Annotated in this window: 12 protein-coding genes; 4 read left to right on the forward strand and 8 right to left on the reverse strand. The window is 60.7% G+C overall.

Annotated elements, in window-relative coordinates:
* Nucleotides 1–80: 80 nt before the first annotated feature.
* Genes ACLK1G_RS15865 through ACLK1G_RS15875 form a run of 3 tightly spaced genes read left to right on the forward strand, consistent with a single transcriptional unit; the run spans nucleotide 81 to nucleotide 2,280 of the window.
* A complete protein-coding gene (locus ACLK1G_RS15865) occupies nucleotides 81–857 on the forward strand; it encodes a hypothetical protein (protein ID WP_420766265.1) in 777 nt (258 codons plus the stop codon).
* 59 nt (nucleotides 858–916) lie between these two features.
* Nucleotides 917–1,645 (forward strand): hypothetical protein, encoded by a 729-nt coding sequence (locus ACLK1G_RS15870; protein ID WP_420766266.1) that lies wholly within the window; start codon nucleotides 917–919, stop codon nucleotides 1,643–1,645.
* Nucleotides 1,642–2,280 carry a hypothetical protein gene (locus ACLK1G_RS15875; protein WP_420766267.1) on the forward strand — a complete coding sequence of 213 codons (639 nt, stop codon included), beginning with the start codon at nucleotides 1,642–1,644 and terminating at the stop codon, nucleotides 2,278–2,280. Before ACLK1G_RS15870 ends, ACLK1G_RS15875 begins: the two co-directional genes overlap by 4 nt.
* 29 nt (nucleotides 2,281–2,309) lie before the next feature.
* Here ACLK1G_RS15875 and ACLK1G_RS15880 read toward each other — a convergent pair whose 3' ends face one another.
* The 7 genes from ACLK1G_RS15880 to prmA all read right to left on the reverse strand — a co-directional run bounded on the left by ACLK1G_RS15880 (nucleotide 2,310) and on the right by prmA (nucleotide 12,001).
* Nucleotides 2,310–5,084: a hybrid sensor histidine kinase/response regulator gene (locus tag ACLK1G_RS15880; RefSeq protein WP_420766268.1), complete on the reverse strand. Its 2,775-nt coding sequence runs from the start codon at nucleotides 5,082–5,084 to the stop codon at nucleotides 2,310–2,312.
* 99 nt (nucleotides 5,085–5,183) lie between these two features.
* A complete protein-coding gene (gene purD, locus ACLK1G_RS15885) occupies nucleotides 5,184–6,479 on the reverse strand; it encodes a phosphoribosylamine--glycine ligase (RefSeq protein ID WP_420766269.1) in 1,296 nt (431 codons plus the stop codon).
* Between the two features lie 189 nt (nucleotides 6,480–6,668).
* Nucleotides 6,669–8,276, reverse strand: coding sequence for a bifunctional phosphoribosylaminoimidazolecarboxamide formyltransferase/IMP cyclohydrolase (gene purH / locus ACLK1G_RS15890; protein WP_420766270.1), 1,608 nt, complete (start codon nucleotides 8,274–8,276; stop codon nucleotides 6,669–6,671).
* 83 nt (nucleotides 8,277–8,359) lie between these two features.
* A complete protein-coding gene (gene fis / locus ACLK1G_RS15895; protein WP_007921650.1) occupies nucleotides 8,360–8,680 on the reverse strand; it encodes a DNA-binding transcriptional regulator Fis in 321 nt (106 codons plus the stop codon).
* Nucleotides 8,677–9,684: a tRNA dihydrouridine synthase DusB gene (gene dusB, locus ACLK1G_RS15900; protein ID WP_420766271.1), complete on the reverse strand. Its 1,008-nt coding sequence runs from the start codon at nucleotides 9,682–9,684 to the stop codon at nucleotides 8,677–8,679. Before dusB ends, fis begins: the two co-directional genes overlap by 4 nt.
* Before the next feature lie 184 nt (nucleotides 9,685–9,868).
* Nucleotides 9,869–11,092, reverse strand: a complete 1,224-nt coding sequence (locus ACLK1G_RS15905) for a DUF3426 domain-containing protein (RefSeq protein ID WP_420766272.1) — start codon at nucleotides 11,090–11,092, stop codon at nucleotides 9,869–9,871.
* A gap of 30 nt (nucleotides 11,093–11,122) precedes the next feature.
* On the reverse strand, nucleotides 11,123–12,001 hold the full coding sequence (prmA, locus tag ACLK1G_RS15910) for a 50S ribosomal protein L11 methyltransferase (protein WP_420766273.1): 879 nt from the start codon (nucleotides 11,999–12,001) through the stop codon (nucleotides 11,123–11,125).
* Nucleotides 12,002–12,192: 191 nt separating this feature from the next.
* Between prmA and ACLK1G_RS15915 the strand changes: the two genes are divergently transcribed.
* Complete coding sequence (locus ACLK1G_RS15915; protein WP_420766274.1) at nucleotides 12,193–16,170, forward strand: dermonecrotic toxin domain-containing protein; 3,978 nt, start codon at nucleotides 12,193–12,195, stop codon at nucleotides 16,168–16,170.
* Nucleotides 16,171–16,249: 79 nt separating this feature from the next.
* Here ACLK1G_RS15915 and accC read toward each other — a convergent pair whose 3' ends face one another.
* Complete coding sequence (gene accC / locus ACLK1G_RS15920; protein WP_420766275.1) at nucleotides 16,250–17,605, reverse strand: acetyl-CoA carboxylase biotin carboxylase subunit; 1,356 nt, start codon at nucleotides 17,603–17,605, stop codon at nucleotides 16,250–16,252.
* Nucleotides 17,606–17,615 lie beyond the last annotated feature (10 nt).

Genomic DNA, 17,615 nt, shown 5'->3' on the forward strand with positions numbered 1-17,615 from the left:
GTTGTTGTGTTTGGTTGGCTTGATTAGTGTGAGGCTGCAAGTCACGGAATGGCTTGTCTAATTAATTTAAGGAGTAAGTTATGAGTATTGAAGTATGTGATAGTTCGGTAGCGACCTGTGTGGCTCGCCTGGAAAGTTATGATGTCTATCCTGATATTAGTCCGCGCTCGTTCTATTCCGGCGATGTTGAGCCCCCGGCCAAGGGCTCGGTCGTTGGTGAAGGCATCCTGGCTTTTGCCGGTGGCCTTGCGCCCCAGCACCAGGAAGATGCGCAGCATGCTTTTCTCTTCGCCTCACTGGTCGCCAACAAACAATTTCCGCTCGAGTCCCAGGGACGGGAGTGGTACTACAAGTTCGTCGAAGTCATGACGAATGCAGGTTGGGTCCCGACGCAGCGTTACTATGATGACCTGAACATTTCCGGTAACACCGTGCGAATGGATAAGCTGGTGTTGGATATCCTGGCCTCCGTGGTGACGGGGGTTGCCCTCGGAGGCGTGACATCGGCGTTGCTGTTGAGAGTCGCTGGAGATGCAATCACTGCATTGCAGAGGAAAGAAAAGGCGTTGACGCTTTATGAGCGAAACCTGCTGGAACATGGGGTCGGCGGAATGGCGGCCGGCACCTGTGTCGAGATCGACGGTGAAGTCAGCATGTTACTGGGTACCGTACGGTTTACTCGGCGCAACAGTTCGACCCAGGTCTTGTTTGCCGATTGGAGTAGTCGTGACGTCAAGTTATATAAAGGTGAGTCGGTGTTCAGGAAAGTTCCAGGTATTGTGGAACAAACCAGGGGCATTATTATCAGGCGGCTGGGTAGCCATGCGGTGAGCAAAATCGAAGAGTACGAAATTTAAGCTTTATTTCAATAAGGCAGCCGGGCGACGGCTGCCTTGTTTTTAGGAAAATAAATAACATGGACGAGGAATATTCGGTTTTTGTTAACGCGGCGGCGGTTGTTTTAGTTCCCTCTTCTGCGCGGGAAGCGGGAGCTGACGACCTCATGAATTCGCTCTTGCTCGCGCAATTGGTTGCCAACAAGAGTCTGCAGCGCTTACCGATCGCTGATTGGTACGGCGCTTACATGGATGTCTTGAACGTCGCCTGGGTCTCGGGTACTAAACGGCGAAAAGACCTGTGGCCAAAAAAGGAAGACGTCAACTCGCCACTCAAGTGGGCTGCAGCCTTTCCCCTGGATGATCGGCCGGATCAGCAACAGCAGATCATGGCGGTATTGGCGCGTGTCGCAGCGTTATCCGGCACGCTGCCCGCAATGGGAATCCTGCGCAAGCACGCGCAAAAACAAAGTGAAGCTGACCCGACGCTGCTCCCACCATCGTCCAAACCCGTGCGCTTGCTGGTGATTGTGGCGCAAAGTGCTGTTTCGATAACCGGTCTCTGCCTGCAATTCAACACAGGAAAAGTGATCGATGCCAACCCTTGGGGACAACGTTTTGATGCCGAGGGCATCGACGGTGCTGTATCGGTGCGTTATGTCCGGATGCAACTGAGCGAAACACTGTTTGCGCCGGCTCGTGAGGTTATCGCCCGCAAGGTTGGGGCGCTCGTGGCTGACAATGTTGTGGATATCTCCGAGGCGATCCACGATGCGGTGGCGCCTTCTGTCGAGGAGGTGGGCCGATGACGGGGTTCGCTCCATCCGCAGGGGTTGTTGGCGGCAGTATTGTTTCGTTTGCGGCAGGTCTGGCCGCTTCCCAGAGAGAAGACGTGTATTTGAGTACCTTCTTCGCGCAACGGGCCACCAGGGCTGCCTACGATGCTGGGTTATCCGGGAATTGGTTCGACTACTACTGCAATCAACTCAAATACCTGGGTTGGGACGTACCCCGTCCGCAAACGTTACCGGCCATTGAGGGCCCGCCGATGGGGGCGGGGGCGGCGCAACAGATCGAGGCCCGTTTTGGCGAAGCATTTCATGCTCCGGCCAGTGGTGCGTTAATGGCGCTCAGGCACAATCCGGAAGCGCTTGGGCTGTTCGAATCAACCACCTTGTCGCGCGATACGGGTATTTTCCAGATGATTCCTTGTGTGCCCAAAGGCGCCCATCGAATTGAAATGGGCGTCTATCATTGCCAGTTCCAGCTGCGCCGACAGGTGTCTCGGTTCTTGTTCATCGAGCGAGGCGACTGGGTGCGCAACAGCGTGGAGCAAATGACCTTCATCACTTTCAATACGCTGTACTACGCCACCTTCAGAGACAAGGTAAAACGCTCGGTGATGTCTCAAGCGTCCACCTACCTCAGCGCCCTGGAGCTTTGAAAAGGCTTTCTTGCAGGCTTGGGTCGGGTTCAATAAGTCGATGCGGTCGGTTTTTGCTGATCGCGCTGGGCTACCCAATGTTCGATCAGCTCGCGCAGTTGTGACAGCTCCACAGGCTTGGCCATGTGCCCGTCCATCCCGGCCTGGCGGGCGCGCTCCTTGTGCTCGGCCAGGATGTGCGCGGTGAGCGCTACCACTGGCGTGCGGGTGCGCTGGTTACCCATTTCCCAGGCACGCAATTGCTGGGTAGCGGAAAAACCGTCGAGGATCGGCATTTCGCAGTCCATCAGGACCAGGTCGTAGCGCTGCTCCTTCATGGCCTTGAGGGCTTCCTCACCGTTGCTGGCGGTGTCGGGTTGCAGGTTGAGCTTGCCGAGCATGCCGCGGATGACCTTGGTGGAGATGCTGTTGTCCTCGGCCACCAGGATGCGGAAGTCGCTCGGCACTTTCACCGGGATGGGCGGGCCTGCATTCACTTGCATGCTCGTCGCCTGGCCCCGGTTGCGCTGGTTCAGCTCGTCCGCCAGGGTGGTCTTGAGGGTATAGCCGGCCACCGGCTTGGCGAGGATGCGCTTGACCCCGCTGTTGCGCGCCACGATCTTGCTCGGCGCGTTGCTGATGCCGGTGAGCATGATCAACAGGATGTCGTGGTTCAGGCTCGGGTCTTCCTTGATCTTGGCCGCCAGTTGCATGCCGGTCATGCCCGGCATGTTCTGGTCCAGCAGCACCACGTCAAAATAGTCCCGCAGGTGCGCCTTGGTGCGCAGCAGTGCCAGGGCTTCCTTGCCCGAGGGCACAGCGCTGACGTTCAGGCCCCAGGCGCTGCATTGCTGCACCAGTACTTTGCGGCAGGTGTCGTTGTCGTCGACGATCAACACCCGTGCCCCTTGCAGCGGGCCATCGAGATCGGAAGTCGGGTGTTCGAGGCGATCCGGGTCCAGCGGCAAGGTCAGCCACAGGGTACTGCCCTGGTTGCTGCCGCTTTTGATGCCGAATTCCCCGTGCATCAGGATGATCAGCTGGCGGGCGATGACCAGGCCCAGATTGCCGCCCAGGCGTGTGGCCGAGAGGAAGTTCTTGCTGTGCAGCTCGGCGTGCATCAGCGTGTCGCGCTCCTCTGCGTCCATCGGCGTCCCACTGTCCTGCACGGCGATGCGCAGGCGGGGCTGATGGCTGCGCTCGTCGAGGGCGACGACGATCAGCACTTCGCCTTCGTCGGTCTTCTTCAGGGCATTTTCCAGCAGGCTCAGCAACGCCTGGCGCAGCCGCGTAGGGTCGCCGCTGATCACGCGTGGTACCTGGGGCTGGATGAAACTGATCAGCTCGACGTTCTGCTGTTCAGCCTTGGCGCGGAAGATGCTCAGGCAATCCTCGATCAGGGCATTGAGGTCGAACTGCACATCGTCCAGTTCGATCTGCCCGGATTCGAGCCGGGAAATGTCGAGGATCTCGTTGATCAGGGTTAGCAGTTCATTGCCGGCGCTATGGATCGTCTGCACGTAGTCGCGCTGCTTGACCGACAGCGGCGTGCCCAGCAGCAACTCGGTCATGCCCAGCACGCCGTTCATCGGGGTGCGGATCTCGTGGCTGATCTTCGCCAGGAATTCGGCCTTGGCATTGATTTCGGCATTGCTCGCCGCCAGGTCGCGGCTGAGGCTGAAACGGCTTTCGTTGATCGAGCGCTGGCGCTCGCCCAGGGCGACACTCATCAACAGGCCACTGATGCAGATGAAGACCAGCAGGGTGATGATCAAGCCCTGGGGAGGGACTTCCGTAAGCCCTTGCAGTGCCGGAAGGATGATCAGCGTGCCCAGGTTGAAGACCACCATGGCCGCGACGAACAGCCGGGCCGGGCGGTAGCCCTTTTGCCAGTGCCAGGCGCTGACGAACAGCATGCTCAGGCCGGCCAGGGCCACCAGGGCATAGGTCATGATATTGAGTGGCAGCGTGTTGACGAACAACAGCAGCAGGCTGCACAGCATGACGAAAACAATGTCCCCCAGCAGCAGCCGGTTCAGCGGGTGCGGGCCCAAGGGCGCGAAGAAGCGGTAGGCGAACATCAGGCCGCAGGGCGCCGTCAGCAGTAGCGCCAGGTAGGCCCCGGGCGTCTGCACCGCCGGCCAGTCGGGCAGCCAGGGGCCGGCCAGGTTCAGCAACAGCACCAGGCTGAGCATCAGCAGCCCTTCACAGGCCGCCAGCCACAGGCAACTGCGTGAGCGGGTATAGGCGTAGCGGGTAAGGTTGTGCAGGATCAGCATGGCGATGCACCCGAACAGCAACCCATAAATCAGCGTCTGGTTCTGATCGGCCGCGGCCGCGACGGCCGATTGCAACGTGACATAGGGGCGCAATTCGTGGCGCGAGGCCAGTCGCAGGTAGACATCCAGGGATTTATCGATGCGCGGCAGGGGCAGCATGAAGTCGCTGCTGGGCACCGTCGGTTCGGTATGCGGCGTGGCATTGCCACTGACTTGTTGATCAACCAGTGTGTCGCCGTCCAGCACGTAGAGGTTCAGGCGTGACAGGTCGGGTGCGAAGATGCGCAGGATCTGTTCGTGCCTGTCCGGGGCCAGACGGAAACGCAGCCACAATGCGCCACCAGGCTCGGCGGCCTTGAGGCGATCCAGGTCGATGGGGCTGAATTGATTGGTGTAGCGGGCAGAGCGGATGTCGCTCAGCGTCAGGTCGCCCTGTTCGTCGAGCAATACCGCCCAGCCACTGCCTGGCGCGGCCTGGGCCGGGAGCATGCAGAGCAGCGTCAGCAGGGTGACGGTAAAGCCTATGGCAATCCTGAGCCAGCGCACGGCGAAATCCCTTCGTAGGTTGATGCCAGATTATAACTATGCGCGGCGCCGGAACAGTCAGGCAAGGGCTGCAGACCCTTGCCTGGCTGAATGGCTGGGTTATTCCAGATTTTCGCCACGCTCACGGGCAATGGCACGGTAGCCAATGTCCTTGCGGTAGAAACAACCTTCCCAGTCAATCTCGGCGGCAAGCTTGTAGGCCTGCTGCTGAGCTGCGTCGACACTAGCGCCCAAGGCGGTGGCGCAAAGCACACGACCGCCGGCCGTGATCACTTGCCCATCCTTCAATGCCGTGCCTGCATGGAACACCTTGCCTTCCAGCCGTGCCGCAGCGTCCAGGCCCTGGATCGCGCTACCCTTGGCGTAGTCGCCCGGGTAACCACCGGCGGCCAATACGACGCCGACGCTTGGGCGCGGATCCCATTGGGCTTCGACCTTGTCCAGGGCCTGGGCCAGTGCGGCCTCGACCAGCAGGACCAGGCTCGATTGCAGGCGCAGCATCACCGGCTGGGTCTCAGGATCGCCGAAACGGCAGTTGAATTCGATGACTTTTGGGTTACCAGCCTTGTCGATCATCAGGCCGGCGTAGAGGAAACCGGTGTAGACATTGCCTTCTTCGGCCATGCCGCGCACGGTAGGCCAGATCACCAGATCCATGACGCGCTGGTGCACCTGTGCGGTCACCACCGGGGCCGGGGAGTAGGCGCCCATGCCGCCGGTGTTCGGGCCGCTGTCGCCATCGCCGACACGCTTGTGGTCTTGGCTGGTGGCCATCGGCAGGACGTTCTTGCCATCGACCATGACGATGAAGCTGGCTTCCTCGCCGTCGAGGAATTCTTCGATGACCACGCGGGAGCCGGCGTCACCGAAGGCATTGCCCGCGAGCATGTCACGCACGGCGTCCTCGGCCTCGGCCAGGGTCATGGCAACGATCACGCCCTTACCGGCGGCCAGGCCGTCGGCCTTGATCACGATCGGCGCGCCTTTTTCGCGCAGGTAAGCCAATGCCGGTTCGATTTCGGTGAAGTTCTGGTAGTCGGCAGTTGGGATCTTGTGGCGCGCCAGGAAATCCTTGGTGAACGCTTTCGAACCTTCCAGCTGCGCGGCGCCGGCAGTCGGGCCGAAACAGTCCAGGCCACGGGAGCGGAACAGATCGACTACACCGGCAACCAGTGGTACTTCCGGACCGACGATGGTCAGCGAGACATTTTTCTCGGCGAAATCGGCCAGTTGCTCCAGGGCCAGCACGTCGATGGCGACGTTCTCGCACTTGGCTTCGATGGCGGTGCCGGCATTGCCCGGAGCGACAAAGACCTTCTGCACGCGCGGATCCTGAGCCACTTTCCAGGCCAGGGCGTGTTCACGGCCACCGCTGCCAATGATCAAAACATTCATTTCAAAAAACCTCGATGACGCTGATTCGGTTTGGAGCCTAAGGCGTTTTTACGCCGTAGGAGGCTGCAATGAAGTCGGTAGATGCAAGGCGGAGTCGACCTTGATGAGCGGAGTTGCCTTATGGCAATGAGCATCATCGAGGTCGGCTCCAACGCAGCAGATGCCGACTTCAGTGCGGCCGTTCTCTTGTTAGTGGCGGAAGTGGCGCATGCCTGTGAATACCATTGCAATCCCTGCCTCGTCGGCGGCAGCAATCACTTCTGCATCACGCATCGAACCACCCGGCTGGATCACCGCGGTGATGCCGACCTTGGCCGCATTGTCGATGCCATCACGGAACGGGAAGAACGCATCGGAGGCCATGACCGCGCCCTGGACCTGCAAACCAGCGTGTTCAGCCTTGATGGCGGCGATGCGAGCCGAGTTCACGCGGCTCATCTGACCGGCGCCGACGCCGATGGTCTGGCGGTTCTTGGCGTAGACGATGGCGTTGGATTTGACGTACTTGGCGACTTTCCAGGCGAAGATCAGGTCGTTGATTTCCTGCTCGCTCGGGGCGCGCTGGGTCACGACCTTGAGGTCTTCGCTGCCGATCATGCCAATATCACGGCTCTGGACCAGCAGGCCGCCGTTGACGCGCTTGTAGTCCCAGGCCGGCGCCCGGTCGGCCGACCATTGGCCGCAGGCCAGCAGGCGCACGTTGGCCTTGGCGGCAACGATAGCGCGGGCTTCTTCGCTGACGGAGGGGGCAATGATCACCTCGACGAACTGGCGCTCGACGATGGCCTTGGCGGTCTCGGCGTCCAGTTCACGGTTGAAGGCGATGATGCCGCCAAAGGCCGACTCGGTGTCGGTGGCGTAGGCCAGCTCGTAGGCCTGGCGGATGCCGCCCTCGGCGTCCGGGCTCACCGCCACGCCGCACGGGTTGGCGTGCTTGACGATTACGCAGGCTGGCTTGACGAAGCTCTTCACGCATTCCAGCGCGGCGTCGGTATCGGCTACGTTGTTGAAGGAAAGTTCCTTGCCTTGCAACTGGGTGGCGGTGGCGATGCCGACTTCGGCGGGCTTTGCTTCCACGTAGAACGCCGCGCTCTGGTGCGGGTTCTCGCCGTAGCGCATTTCCTGGGCCTTGACGAATTGGGTGTTGAAGGTGCGCGGGAATTCGCTGCGGCCTTCGGTGCCCAGGGTTTCGGCCGCCTGGTTCACGGTGCCCATGTAGTTGGCGATCATGCCGTCGTAGGCCGCGGTGTGTTCGAAGGCCTTGAGCATCAGGTCGAAACGCTGGGCGTAGGTCAGGCCACCGGCCTTGAGATTTTCCAGCACGCTGGCGTAGTCGCTGGCGTTGACCACGATCGCCACGTCTTTATGGTTCTTGGCCGCCGAGCGGACCATGGTCGGGCCGCCGATGTCGATGTTCTCGATGGCGGTCGGCAGGTCGCAGCCGGGCTTGTTGATGGTGGCTTCGAACGGGTAGAGGTTGACCGCTACCAGGTCGATCGGCTTGATGCCGTGTTCGTTCATGATGGCGTCGTCGATGCCGCGACGGCCCAGGATCCCGCCGTGGATTTTCGGGTGCAGGGTCTTGACGCGACCGTCCATCATTTCCGCGAAACCGGTGTAGTCAGCGACTTCCACCGCGGCGACGCCGTTGTCCTGCAGCAACTTGAAGGTCCCGCCGGTGGAGAGGATCTCGACGCCCAACTGTTGCAGCTCGCGGGCGAATTCAAGGATCCCGGTCTTGTCGGAGACGCTGATCAAGGCGCGGCGGATCGGCAGGCGGGTGGTCTGGTCGGTCATTTCAGGTTCCATCAAAAGCAAGGGAAGTCAGCAAAAAAGGCGACCGTTTTTTACGCGGGCGCCTTTCTGGTTTGATTGAATGCTTAAAGTAGATCGTACTGCTTGAGTTTCTTGCGCAGGGTTCCGCGATTCAAGCCCAGCAGCTCGCTGGCCTTGGTCTGGTTGCCCTTGACGTAGTTCATCACGCTTTCGAGCAGAGGCGCCTCGACTTCGGAGAGCACCAGGTTGTACACATCCGTGACGGCAGCGCCCTCAAGGTGGGCGAAATAATTGTGCAGCGCCTTCTCGACGCTCCCGCGAAGGGTCTGGCCTTCTTCGCTGGGCGTATTGAGGTGCTGTTTCAAATTCACGTTGTCGCTCACGGGTGCTGTTCCACTCACTAAAGTCTCGGTCATCATCGTCATGCGGCCACCCCTTCGTCCCCTGTCAGGCTCTTGTAACGTTCGGCGAAAAACGCCTGAACGTCGGCGCATTGTGCTTGCGTACCATCCAAACGATTGAAACGGGCGCGAAACTCCCTGGCGCCCGGCAGGGTTGCGAGATACCAGCCCACATGCTTGCGAGCGATGCGTACGCCCATGACTTCTCCGTAGAAGGCATGCAGCGCGGCCAGATGCTCTAGCAGAATACGTTCCACCTCGGACAACTGCGGCGCAGCGAGCTTTTCTCCCGTGCGCAGGTAATGTTCGATTTCACGAAAAATCCATGGCCGCCCCTGGGCGGCCCGGCCGATCAACAGGCCGTCGGCACCGGTCGCGTCCAGCACGTACCGGGCCTTCTCGGGCGAGTCGACATCGCCATTGGCGAAGACCGGAATGGACACCGCCTGCTTGATCGCGGCTATGGTGTCGTACTCGGCTTCGCCGGTGTACAGGTCGGCACGGGTGCGGCCATGGACCGCAAGCGCCGTGATACCTGCCTGTTCGGCGATCTTCGCCACCGTCAGGCCGTTCTTGTTCTCCCGGTCCCATCCGGTGCGGATCTTCAGGGTCACCGGCACATCGACCGCGGCGACAACCGCCTGCAGGATCTCGGTGACCAGCGCTTCGTCTTTCAACAGTGCCGAGCCTGCGGCCTTGTTGCAGACCTTCTTCGCCGGGCAGCCCATGTTGATATCGATAATCTGCGCCCCCAGCTCTACGTTGGCTCGGGCCGCTTGCGCCAACATCTGTGCATCACCACCGGCGATCTGTACCGAGCGCGGCTCGGGATCACCTTCGTGGATCATGCGCAGGCGCGATTTGCGGGTGTTCCACAAACTCATGTCGCTGGTGACCATTTCCGAAACCACGAGTCCTGCGCCCAATCGTTTGCACAACTGACGGAAGGGCTGGTCGGTGACGCCCGCCATAGGGGCCAGGACCAGACCGTTCTGCAATGTATATGGGCCGATGCGTACCGCCGACATAGGAGTTCCCTGAAGTGGGGCCGGATCATGAGACTTCGAAAAAGGGTTGGCATGATACCCGCTCTCGATGACTGGATAAAGGTCGAATTGGATAAAATCTGAACAGCTATTCCGTTATCGCCAGCGGTTTGGTCCGGGTCGGGCGAGTCAGAATGCCGTCGTCAATCGATCGACCCTGCAGCCTTCATTCGGGCGAATGGAAGCTCAGGCTGTAGTTCACCGCCTTCGGTCCCGGATCGAGGATGTCCAGGGCGATATGGATCGGCGTCTGCGGCGGCATTTCCCCCCGGCCTTCGAGATCGCCGCCCAAATACTCACCCGGCTTGAAACGGCGACTGGCGATCAGGTGGCCGTTGAGGTCGGCAAAGCGCAGCTCCAGCAGTGGGAAGGGCTGGGAGAAGGGCGCGCGGTTGTAGATGATCGCATCCACCACCAGGGCTGCGCTGAACTCTGGATGGCTGCGCACCACCAGGTTGCTGCTCTTGATCTTGGCGATGTCGACCTTGGAGGGGACGTCGCAGCCGATGGCCGGGCAGATTTGCAGGAACCACGGGCGGTACTGGTCCTGGCGAGCCAATTCCTCGAAGTGATAGGCGATGTACTGACCGCCCAGGGCTGCGGCGGCGAGCAGCACCAGCAAACCCCAAAGCAAGCGCCGGCCCCAGGGCGAGCGGCGTTTGCGCCAATCCAGTTGCAGCGGGTCGTCGTCCAGGTCCTGGAGGGCTTCGGCGCGTATGCCGGGCTCCTGGCGATCACGTTTCTTGCGCGGTGTCACCAGCGGCTCCGGCTCGTCGTCCAGGTCGTCCGTGGCGGACAGTCGCTCCAGGTGCTCGTCGGTCTCCTCGTCCGGCGCCAGGCTCAGCGGGGCGACGGGCTCATCGTCCGGTTCCAGCGGCTCGAGGGCCAGGGACAAGGATGGCTCGGTTCGCGGCGGGCGGGCCGGTTCATGGGGTTCGAACGGTTCGAGAGGGGGCTGGATGGCGGTCTCGGCGCGCTCGGCGGTAGATTCGCTGTACAGGCTGTCAGCCCAGGACTCCTGGTCGCTCGAAGGATGCTCGCGCAGTGCGCTCAGGTTGTCTTCGCGGCGCCGTCCGAAGGTGTCGGGTGCGCGTTTGTCGCGCCGTTCCAGACGAGCCAGTTCCTTGTCCAGGTCATCGAGATCCAGTTCGGCGGCAGTCCATTGTTTCTGGCTGATCGCCCGTGGCGCTTCGACCACGGGTTTTGCCGGGGAAGCTGGAGCAGTAGCGACGTCCTTGGTGGCGCGTTGCTCCAGCAATTGCTTCGCGGCATTGAACACTTGCAGGCACGAGCCGCAACGAACCACCCCGCGTGCCACGCTCAATTGAGCATGGCTGACGCGAAAACTGGTGTGGCAATGCGGGCACTGAGTGACGAAGCTGTCGGTCATGCGGCAATCCGGTCGATACAGGCGGTCATTCTAGCGCCGACGTCCAGTGATGCGCACCCAGCCATCGCGATTGGCGATCGGGTCCAGGTTGAAATCCGCGGCATAAGCGGCAGCGACTTCTTCACCCTGTTCGGCGAGGATGCCCGACAATGCCAGGCGTCCGCCCGGTTTGACAAGGCTCGACAATTGCGGCGCCAGGGACACCAGCGGGCCGGCAAGAATGTTCGCCACCAGCACGTCGGCCTGTACTTTCGGCAGATCCTCGGGCAAGTACAGCGGGAACAGCGCTTCGTCGATGTTGTTGCGCCCGGCGTTGTCGCGGGAGGCTTCCAGGGCCTGGACATCGATGTCGGTGCCGACCGCTTCCTTGGCACCCAGCAGCAGGGCGGCGATGGCCAGGATCCCCGAGCCGCAGCCGAAGTCGAGCACATTGCAGCCGTCCAGGTCCTGGCCGTCGAGCCATTCCAGGCACAGCGCGGTGGTGGGATGAGTGCCAGTACCGAAGGCCAGGCCCGGGTCCAGCAGCAGGTTCACCGCGTCCGGTTCCGGCGCTGCATGCCAGCTCGGCACGATCCACAGGCGCTGGCCGAAACGCATGGGTTGGAAATTGTCCATCCAACTACGTTCCCAATCCTGGTCTTCAATCACTTCGCTGTGATGTTCGGGCAACGGGCCGCCGGTGAGCAGCTCCAAATGGGCGAGCACGCTGGCCGCCTCGGTGCCGCCTTCGAACAGCGCCAGCAGGTGGGTGTGGGACCACAGCGGGGTGGTGTTGAGCTCAGGCTCGAAGATCGGCTGGTCCTCGGCGTCCATGAAAGTCACCGATACGGCACCTACTTCAAGAAAGGCGTCTTCGTAGGTTTCGGCTTGTTCCGGGCTGATGGCCAGGCGTACTTGCAGCCAAGGCATGGCGGGCACCTTTGAAAAATCGATAGGAGGCAGCAGGAGGCTGCAAAGGCGCGCAGTGTACGCCAGGTCGCTCCCAAAGTGGATAAGCGAGGCCTGGACGGGCCCGGTTGGTGTTTCGATATATATATGTATGACATTGGCCTGCCGCAGGGCGGATAAGGTGCGCATCCACACAACAGGGAAGGATGTGCATGGACGACATGGCCGAGTGGCAACAAGACAGGGATGGCGCGACGTCGTTATCTGACCGGAAAGAGGCATCTGCCCAGGCGATTCTGGAAAAGCTGACGGGCTGGCAGACTGTTATCGAGGCAAAGATGCAGGCCCAGAATACTTTTCTGGAGGAGCTGGAAGTTTATCTGCTGGTCGGGCTGCGTACCCATTATCGTCATGGCAACATCGATTCAGACTTCATTGGCACGCTGCTCGACGCGGTGTTGCAACGCAAGATCGACCCGTCGCCCGCGGTTTATGACGAGCATCAGGATGCGCCTTATCGCTGGGAAGGGGGCGCTGATCTGGGGTTCTCGGCTGAACGTCGGGATATCCTCGAGCAGGTCCTCGAAGGGACCGCTTCGACCATCCTCAACCATTACGAGGACTATCTTCGGAGCCATTGGAAAATGGCCGGACACGATGCTGCGCTCGAAAGCATCGTCCAGGAAAAACTCAACGAGCATGTGGCGGCAATCGACGCCATCCTTCAACCGCAAAGGTTGGTTGGGTTGGATGTCGAGCAACTGCGCGCAAGGATAGAGGAGCTGCAACAATCCTGGCGCCACATGGGGAAAGCGAATGCGCTGGCGACCCCTCGGGAGCGACGGGCATTGGAAGCGATAATGCGTGCGCAATTGCCTGATTGGCTACGGGGGTTGGGTGCAGCCGACCGTAAACGGTTGGAGGCGTTGAGCGAACATGCTGGGCAAACCCAGGCAATGGTCGATGAATTGCTCGACGGCTTGGGCTCCCTGGAAGCGTTCGCTCGGCGCCAGGCCCAAGGCTACATCAGGCGCGAGCTGGACATGGAAGTCGAACCTGACAGGGTTCGCGTGCAGCTGCAGTGGCGAGCGGTCATTGGCCAGCCTGTGCGAACCTATAACCTGAGTGAACTGGTGGCGGCGGGGCCGGTCAGGCCCGATGCGGTGACGGTGCGCCTGGTGGAGAATGGCGGCATGCTGCGCAACGAGCCCCTTGCCTCGGCATTCGTGGGGCAGATGTTGTCGAGCCTGGACGCACCTGCCGGTTACTTTTCTGCATTGTCGAGTCGGTACAACCGCGCGGACCTCAAGGACGCCCTGCTCGATTGGTTCATGGCGCGATTGCGACACAGCGCATTTGTCGCGCGGTGCGCGGGTCTAGTCACGGTGTCCAGCCACGATGAGCTCTACACTTTGCTGAACAGCTCATTTGCTGGACAAGGCGTGGGTGGATTGCAGGTTACCAATGTCGAACTGCCCAATTCGTTCCGATGCGCCGATCTGCTGCTGTTCTACCACGACGATGCACAGGGACAAGTCAGCGCCCCCCTGCTGTATGCCCCTGGTAAGCCCGATGGGCAGGAGTGGATCGCCCTGCCTTCGCTTCGGGCCGTGAGCGCCGAGATCGGTAGCTGGATTGCGAGCGAAACGGGTCGTGAATACCTGTTGCAGCAGATCTCCCCGGTTGAACGTGACAGCGCTCGGGAATATTTTGTCGGCGTGAGGCAAAAGCCGACCACATGGGATTTGAGCAGGGACCCCAGAGGGACGCAAAAAGGGCTCAGGCATTGTCTTGAGCAGGCTGTCCTGACAGGGCTGAACCACAATCTGCAGCAGGTGGAGTGGCACGACTCGCCTCGCTGGTACTCGGCCTTGCCACTTGAATCGCGGCGAAGCATCAGTGGCTTGAAACAAGAGTCCCTGGTCCATCAGCAGGTCTTCGATGAGCAGTTGGCTGGTTATGAACTTTTTGTCGACTTTGCCAAGCGTACCGTCACGCAAGCGATTGCTCCGTATATGCGCAGCAAGGGCGTACGAGAACCGGTGGATCCGGAAACGGTTCTTATCGACTACTTCCCGGGGCTGGGAAGTGACAGGAGGGTAGCCAGCCTGCTGGAACTCGCGATTTATGGGTACGACGACAACGCTGGGATAGACAACCCGAAACAAGGTGTGCGCTCGTCCGTTGGGCAGGATTTGGGCCAGGTCCGCAGCGCCGACCTGGCGCTTTATGTTCGTGGGGCCTACCTGGGCGAAAAATACACCAAGGAAATCCGTGCCAGGTTTCTCGATGCCAATGACCCGCAATACCAGAAGCGTCGCGATGCCTGTCGCTACATGCTGCTGGCGAAGATGGATCGCGACCTACGTATCGCGTATGGCCGGTCAGTGTTGAGCACCGACGCGTTCAACTGGCTCACGCGGCAAGTCACGTTGCTGAGCGACAGGAGACCGGCTGGCGGCCCCATCTATCCAGCGACGGCGGTCACGCGTGAAGGTGTGTTCAAGTTTACGGTCAACGGTCATGTCGTGTTGGGCGTCTACGTTTTCGCCTACTTCGAACCGAAGGGCTCCTACTGGCTGTACACGCCCGATGCCCCGGACGGCATCCGTTTTCGCAACTACCTGGCCTTCACCGGGCGCACCGCGGCGCAACTGCACGATTATGTCGTGGAGCGGGTGGCATTGATCGCGCGCGGTTCCGTCGAACAATCGTTGCGGGCATTGGGGGCAGGTACCACGCGCGTCGATACCCTGCGTGAATTCAGCCGTGTGGTCGATATCGACGCTGAGTTCGATGCCTGTATCGAGCGGGCTATCGCCGACGTGGAAGATATCACCACCCGTCGTGCAGAGGCCATCACGCAGCAGATTCAGAAAGGGCTGCTCTTTGCGGCTGCGCCGGTGTGCATGGTCTTCCCGCCGTTTGCCCTGCTGTTGGATATCGTATTTATCGGCCTCAGCTCCAAGCAGGCAATCGAGGCGCATAGGCAGGGCGATACCCAGGAGGCTCTCGAGCATTGGCTGGAGGTTTCCTGGGGCGCGCTGCTGGCGGTGCCAGGGGTGACCGGCATGGCTGCATTGCTGCGCCGTTCGGTGATGAGTCTCAAGCGTGCGGCCAAGCCGTTGTCTTTGTCGGCGCAACGTCTGAAAGGCGCTGCGGTATCCGCTGTGAACAAGGATACCGGGCCGCTGGTCCAGCCCATCCGTTTGAAGCCAAGGCAGGCGGTCGACGCAACGCCTGAAAATCTGCAATGGGTGAGCGAGGAGGGGATTTTCTACGGCACCTACCGCAGTCCGCCCAGCGCATCGCAGCCACGAAGTACCTATTACATACGCAGCCGGGGCCGGTACTTCCAGGTAAAGGAGGACGCTTACTTTGGCGGTCTATGCCTGGTGGATGCCAGTCGTCCCGGCGCGCTATACAACATGCCCATACGCAGGATGACGAATGGCAAGTGGACGCATAACAGCGTTGGCTTGAGAGGGGGTAATGATGGCGTGCGTAACCTGGGGCGAGTCGACGATCTACGGGAGGCGTTCCCGGGGCGCGTCGATCCTGACGTGACAAGAGGCGCGTTGCAGGGCGAGGCCGTAGTAGCACGCTTCAATGAGGCGACGGCTGATGGGTATCTGTTCTCGCTCAACGCCCAGACATGCGTGATCGCTTCGTTATATAACCCCGTTACCCGAGTGGGGGCGGTCATTCATTTCGATCACAATATTGGCAGGCTCATAGAGGAAGGTGTCGAGGCTCTGTTGCGGCGCCTTGGCGGATCCGCAAAGGATATCCGCGTCACGCTTGTAGGTGGGGACTGGTTGACGGGTCTGGACATTGGCGAGCCGGTCAGGACCGTGATGCGGCGCAAAGGTCTTGAGCCAACCTGGGACTTCTGGTCGTATTCTTCCTGCTTCGGTAATACCTATGGTGTATCGCTGAACCTCAAGAGCGGCATCACTTCGGTCTTCAAGATGTCGCAGACCCAAGTCGAGCGTTATTACGCCCCAGTGCTGTCACGGGCCAAGTACAGTACCGATCCGGTATCGATACGTGCGCGTAGATTCATGACGCGCACGCGCAGCGAACCTTTGATGGCAAACGCCAACGGTGCCGTCCGCACCCGCCAGGGCAGGCCGGCGACAACGGCGCAACTTGCGATGAACAGGTTCTCGATGGTGAGCCTGAACTGAGTGGGTCTTCTAGCCCGACGATGGGCAAAAAAAGACCCCGGGCCAAACGGACCGGGGTCTTTTCACATCCCTTGGAGCATCAGTGCTGGTTGCCCAGCTTGTGTTCCAGGTAATGAATGTTGACGCCACCCTCACAGAAACCCTCGTCGCGGACGAGATCGCGGTGCAGCGGGATGTTGGTCTTGATCCCGTCCACCACGATTTCATCCAGCGCATTGCGCATGCGCGCCATGGCTTCTTCACGGGTCGCCCCGTAGGTGATCAGCTTGCCGATCAGCGAGTCGTAGTTCGGCGGAACCGCATAACCGCTGTACAGGTGCGAATCGACGCGAACGCCGTTGCCACCTGGTGCGTGGAAATGCTTGACCGTGCCTGGGCTCGGCATGAAGGTCTTCGGATCTTCAGCGTTGATCCGGCACTCTAGCGAGTGGCCGCGAATAACGACGTCATCTTGAGTGAACGACAGTTTGTTGCCGGCGGCGATGCTGAGCATTTCCTTGACGATGTCGATACCGGTGACCATCTCCGAAACCGGGTGCTCCACCTGAACACGGGTGTTCATTTCGATGAAGTAGAAACGACCGTTTTCGTACAGGAACTCGAAGGTGCCGGCGCCACGGTAGCCGATGTCGATGCAAGCCTTGACGCAGCGAGCCAGGACTTCCTGGCGAGCCTGCTCGTCGATGCCCGGTGCCGGTGCCTCTTCGAGGACCTTCTGGTGACGACGCTGCAGCGAGCAATCGCGGTCGCCCAGATGGATGGCCTGGCCCTGGCCGTCGGACAGAACTTGCACTTCGACGTGGCGTGGGTTGGTCAGGAATTTTTCCAGATAGACCATCGGGTTGCCGAACGCCGCGCCTGCTTCGGAGCGGGTCAGTTTTGCCGAGGAAATCAGGTCTTCTTCCTTGTGAACCACGCGCATGCCGCGACCACCGCCGCCGCCGGCGGCTTTGATGATCACCGGGTAGCCGACTTCGCGGCCGATGCGCAAAGCGGTTTCTTCGTCTTCAGGCAGCGGGCCGTCGGAACCCGGAACGGTGGGTACGCCTGCGGCGATCATGGCGTGCTTGGCGGAAACCTTGTCGCCCATCAGGCGGATGGTCTCGGCTTTCGGGCCGATGAAGGCAAAACCGGAGTTTTCGACCTGTTCGGCGAAGTCGGCGTTTTCCGCCAGGAAGCCGTAGCCAGGGTGAATGGCGGTGGCGCCGGTCACTTCGGCGGCGGCGATAATCGCCGGGATGTGCAGGTAAGAGTGCGCAGCCGACGCGGGACCGATGCAGACGGATTCGTCCGCCAGGCCCAGGTGCATCAGTTCTTTGTCGGCCTTGGAGTAAACGGCGACGGTCTTGATGCCCATCTCTTTGCAGGCACGCAGAATCCGCAGGGCGATCTCACCGCGGTTAGCGATCAGAACTTTTTCCAACTTCGCAGTCATCAAAGGCTCT

The sequence above is a fragment of the Pseudomonas algeriensis genome (genome assembly GCF_048847255.1).
Lineage (GTDB): Bacteria > Pseudomonadota > Gammaproteobacteria > Pseudomonadales > Pseudomonadaceae > Aquipseudomonas.

Excerpts from the sequence above, each read along its gene's own strand:
- ACLK1G_RS15865 (WP_420766265.1), top strand. The coding sequence starts at position 81 with ATGAGTATTGAAGTATGTGATAGTTCGGTAGCGACCTGTGTGGCTCGC.
- ACLK1G_RS15870 (WP_420766266.1), top strand. The coding sequence starts at position 917 with ATGGACGAGGAATATTCGGTTTTTGTTAACGCGGCGGCGGTTGTTTTA.
- ACLK1G_RS15875 (WP_420766267.1), top strand. The coding sequence starts at position 1,642 with ATGACGGGGTTCGCTCCATCCGCAGGGGTTGTTGGCGGCAGTATTGTT.
- purD (WP_420766269.1), bottom strand. The coding sequence starts at position 6,479 with ATGAATGTTTTGATCATTGGCAGCGGTGGCCGTGAACACGCCCTGGCC.
- purH (WP_420766270.1), bottom strand. The coding sequence starts at position 8,276 with ATGACCGACCAGACCACCCGCCTGCCGATCCGCCGCGCCTTGATCAGC.
- fis (WP_007921650.1), bottom strand. The coding sequence starts at position 8,680 with ATGACGATGATGACCGAGACTTTAGTGAGTGGAACAGCACCCGTGAGC.
- dusB (WP_420766271.1), bottom strand. The coding sequence starts at position 9,684 with ATGTCGGCGGTACGCATCGGCCCATATACATTGCAGAACGGTCTGGTC.
- ACLK1G_RS15905 (WP_420766272.1), bottom strand. The coding sequence starts at position 11,092 with ATGACCGACAGCTTCGTCACTCAGTGCCCGCATTGCCACACCAGTTTT.
- prmA (WP_420766273.1), bottom strand. The coding sequence starts at position 12,001 with ATGCCTTGGCTGCAAGTACGCCTGGCCATCAGCCCGGAACAAGCCGAA.
- ACLK1G_RS15915 (WP_420766274.1), top strand. The coding sequence starts at position 12,193 with ATGGACGACATGGCCGAGTGGCAACAAGACAGGGATGGCGCGACGTCG.
- accC (WP_420766275.1), bottom strand. The coding sequence starts at position 17,605 with ATGACTGCGAAGTTGGAAAAAGTTCTGATCGCTAACCGCGGTGAGATC.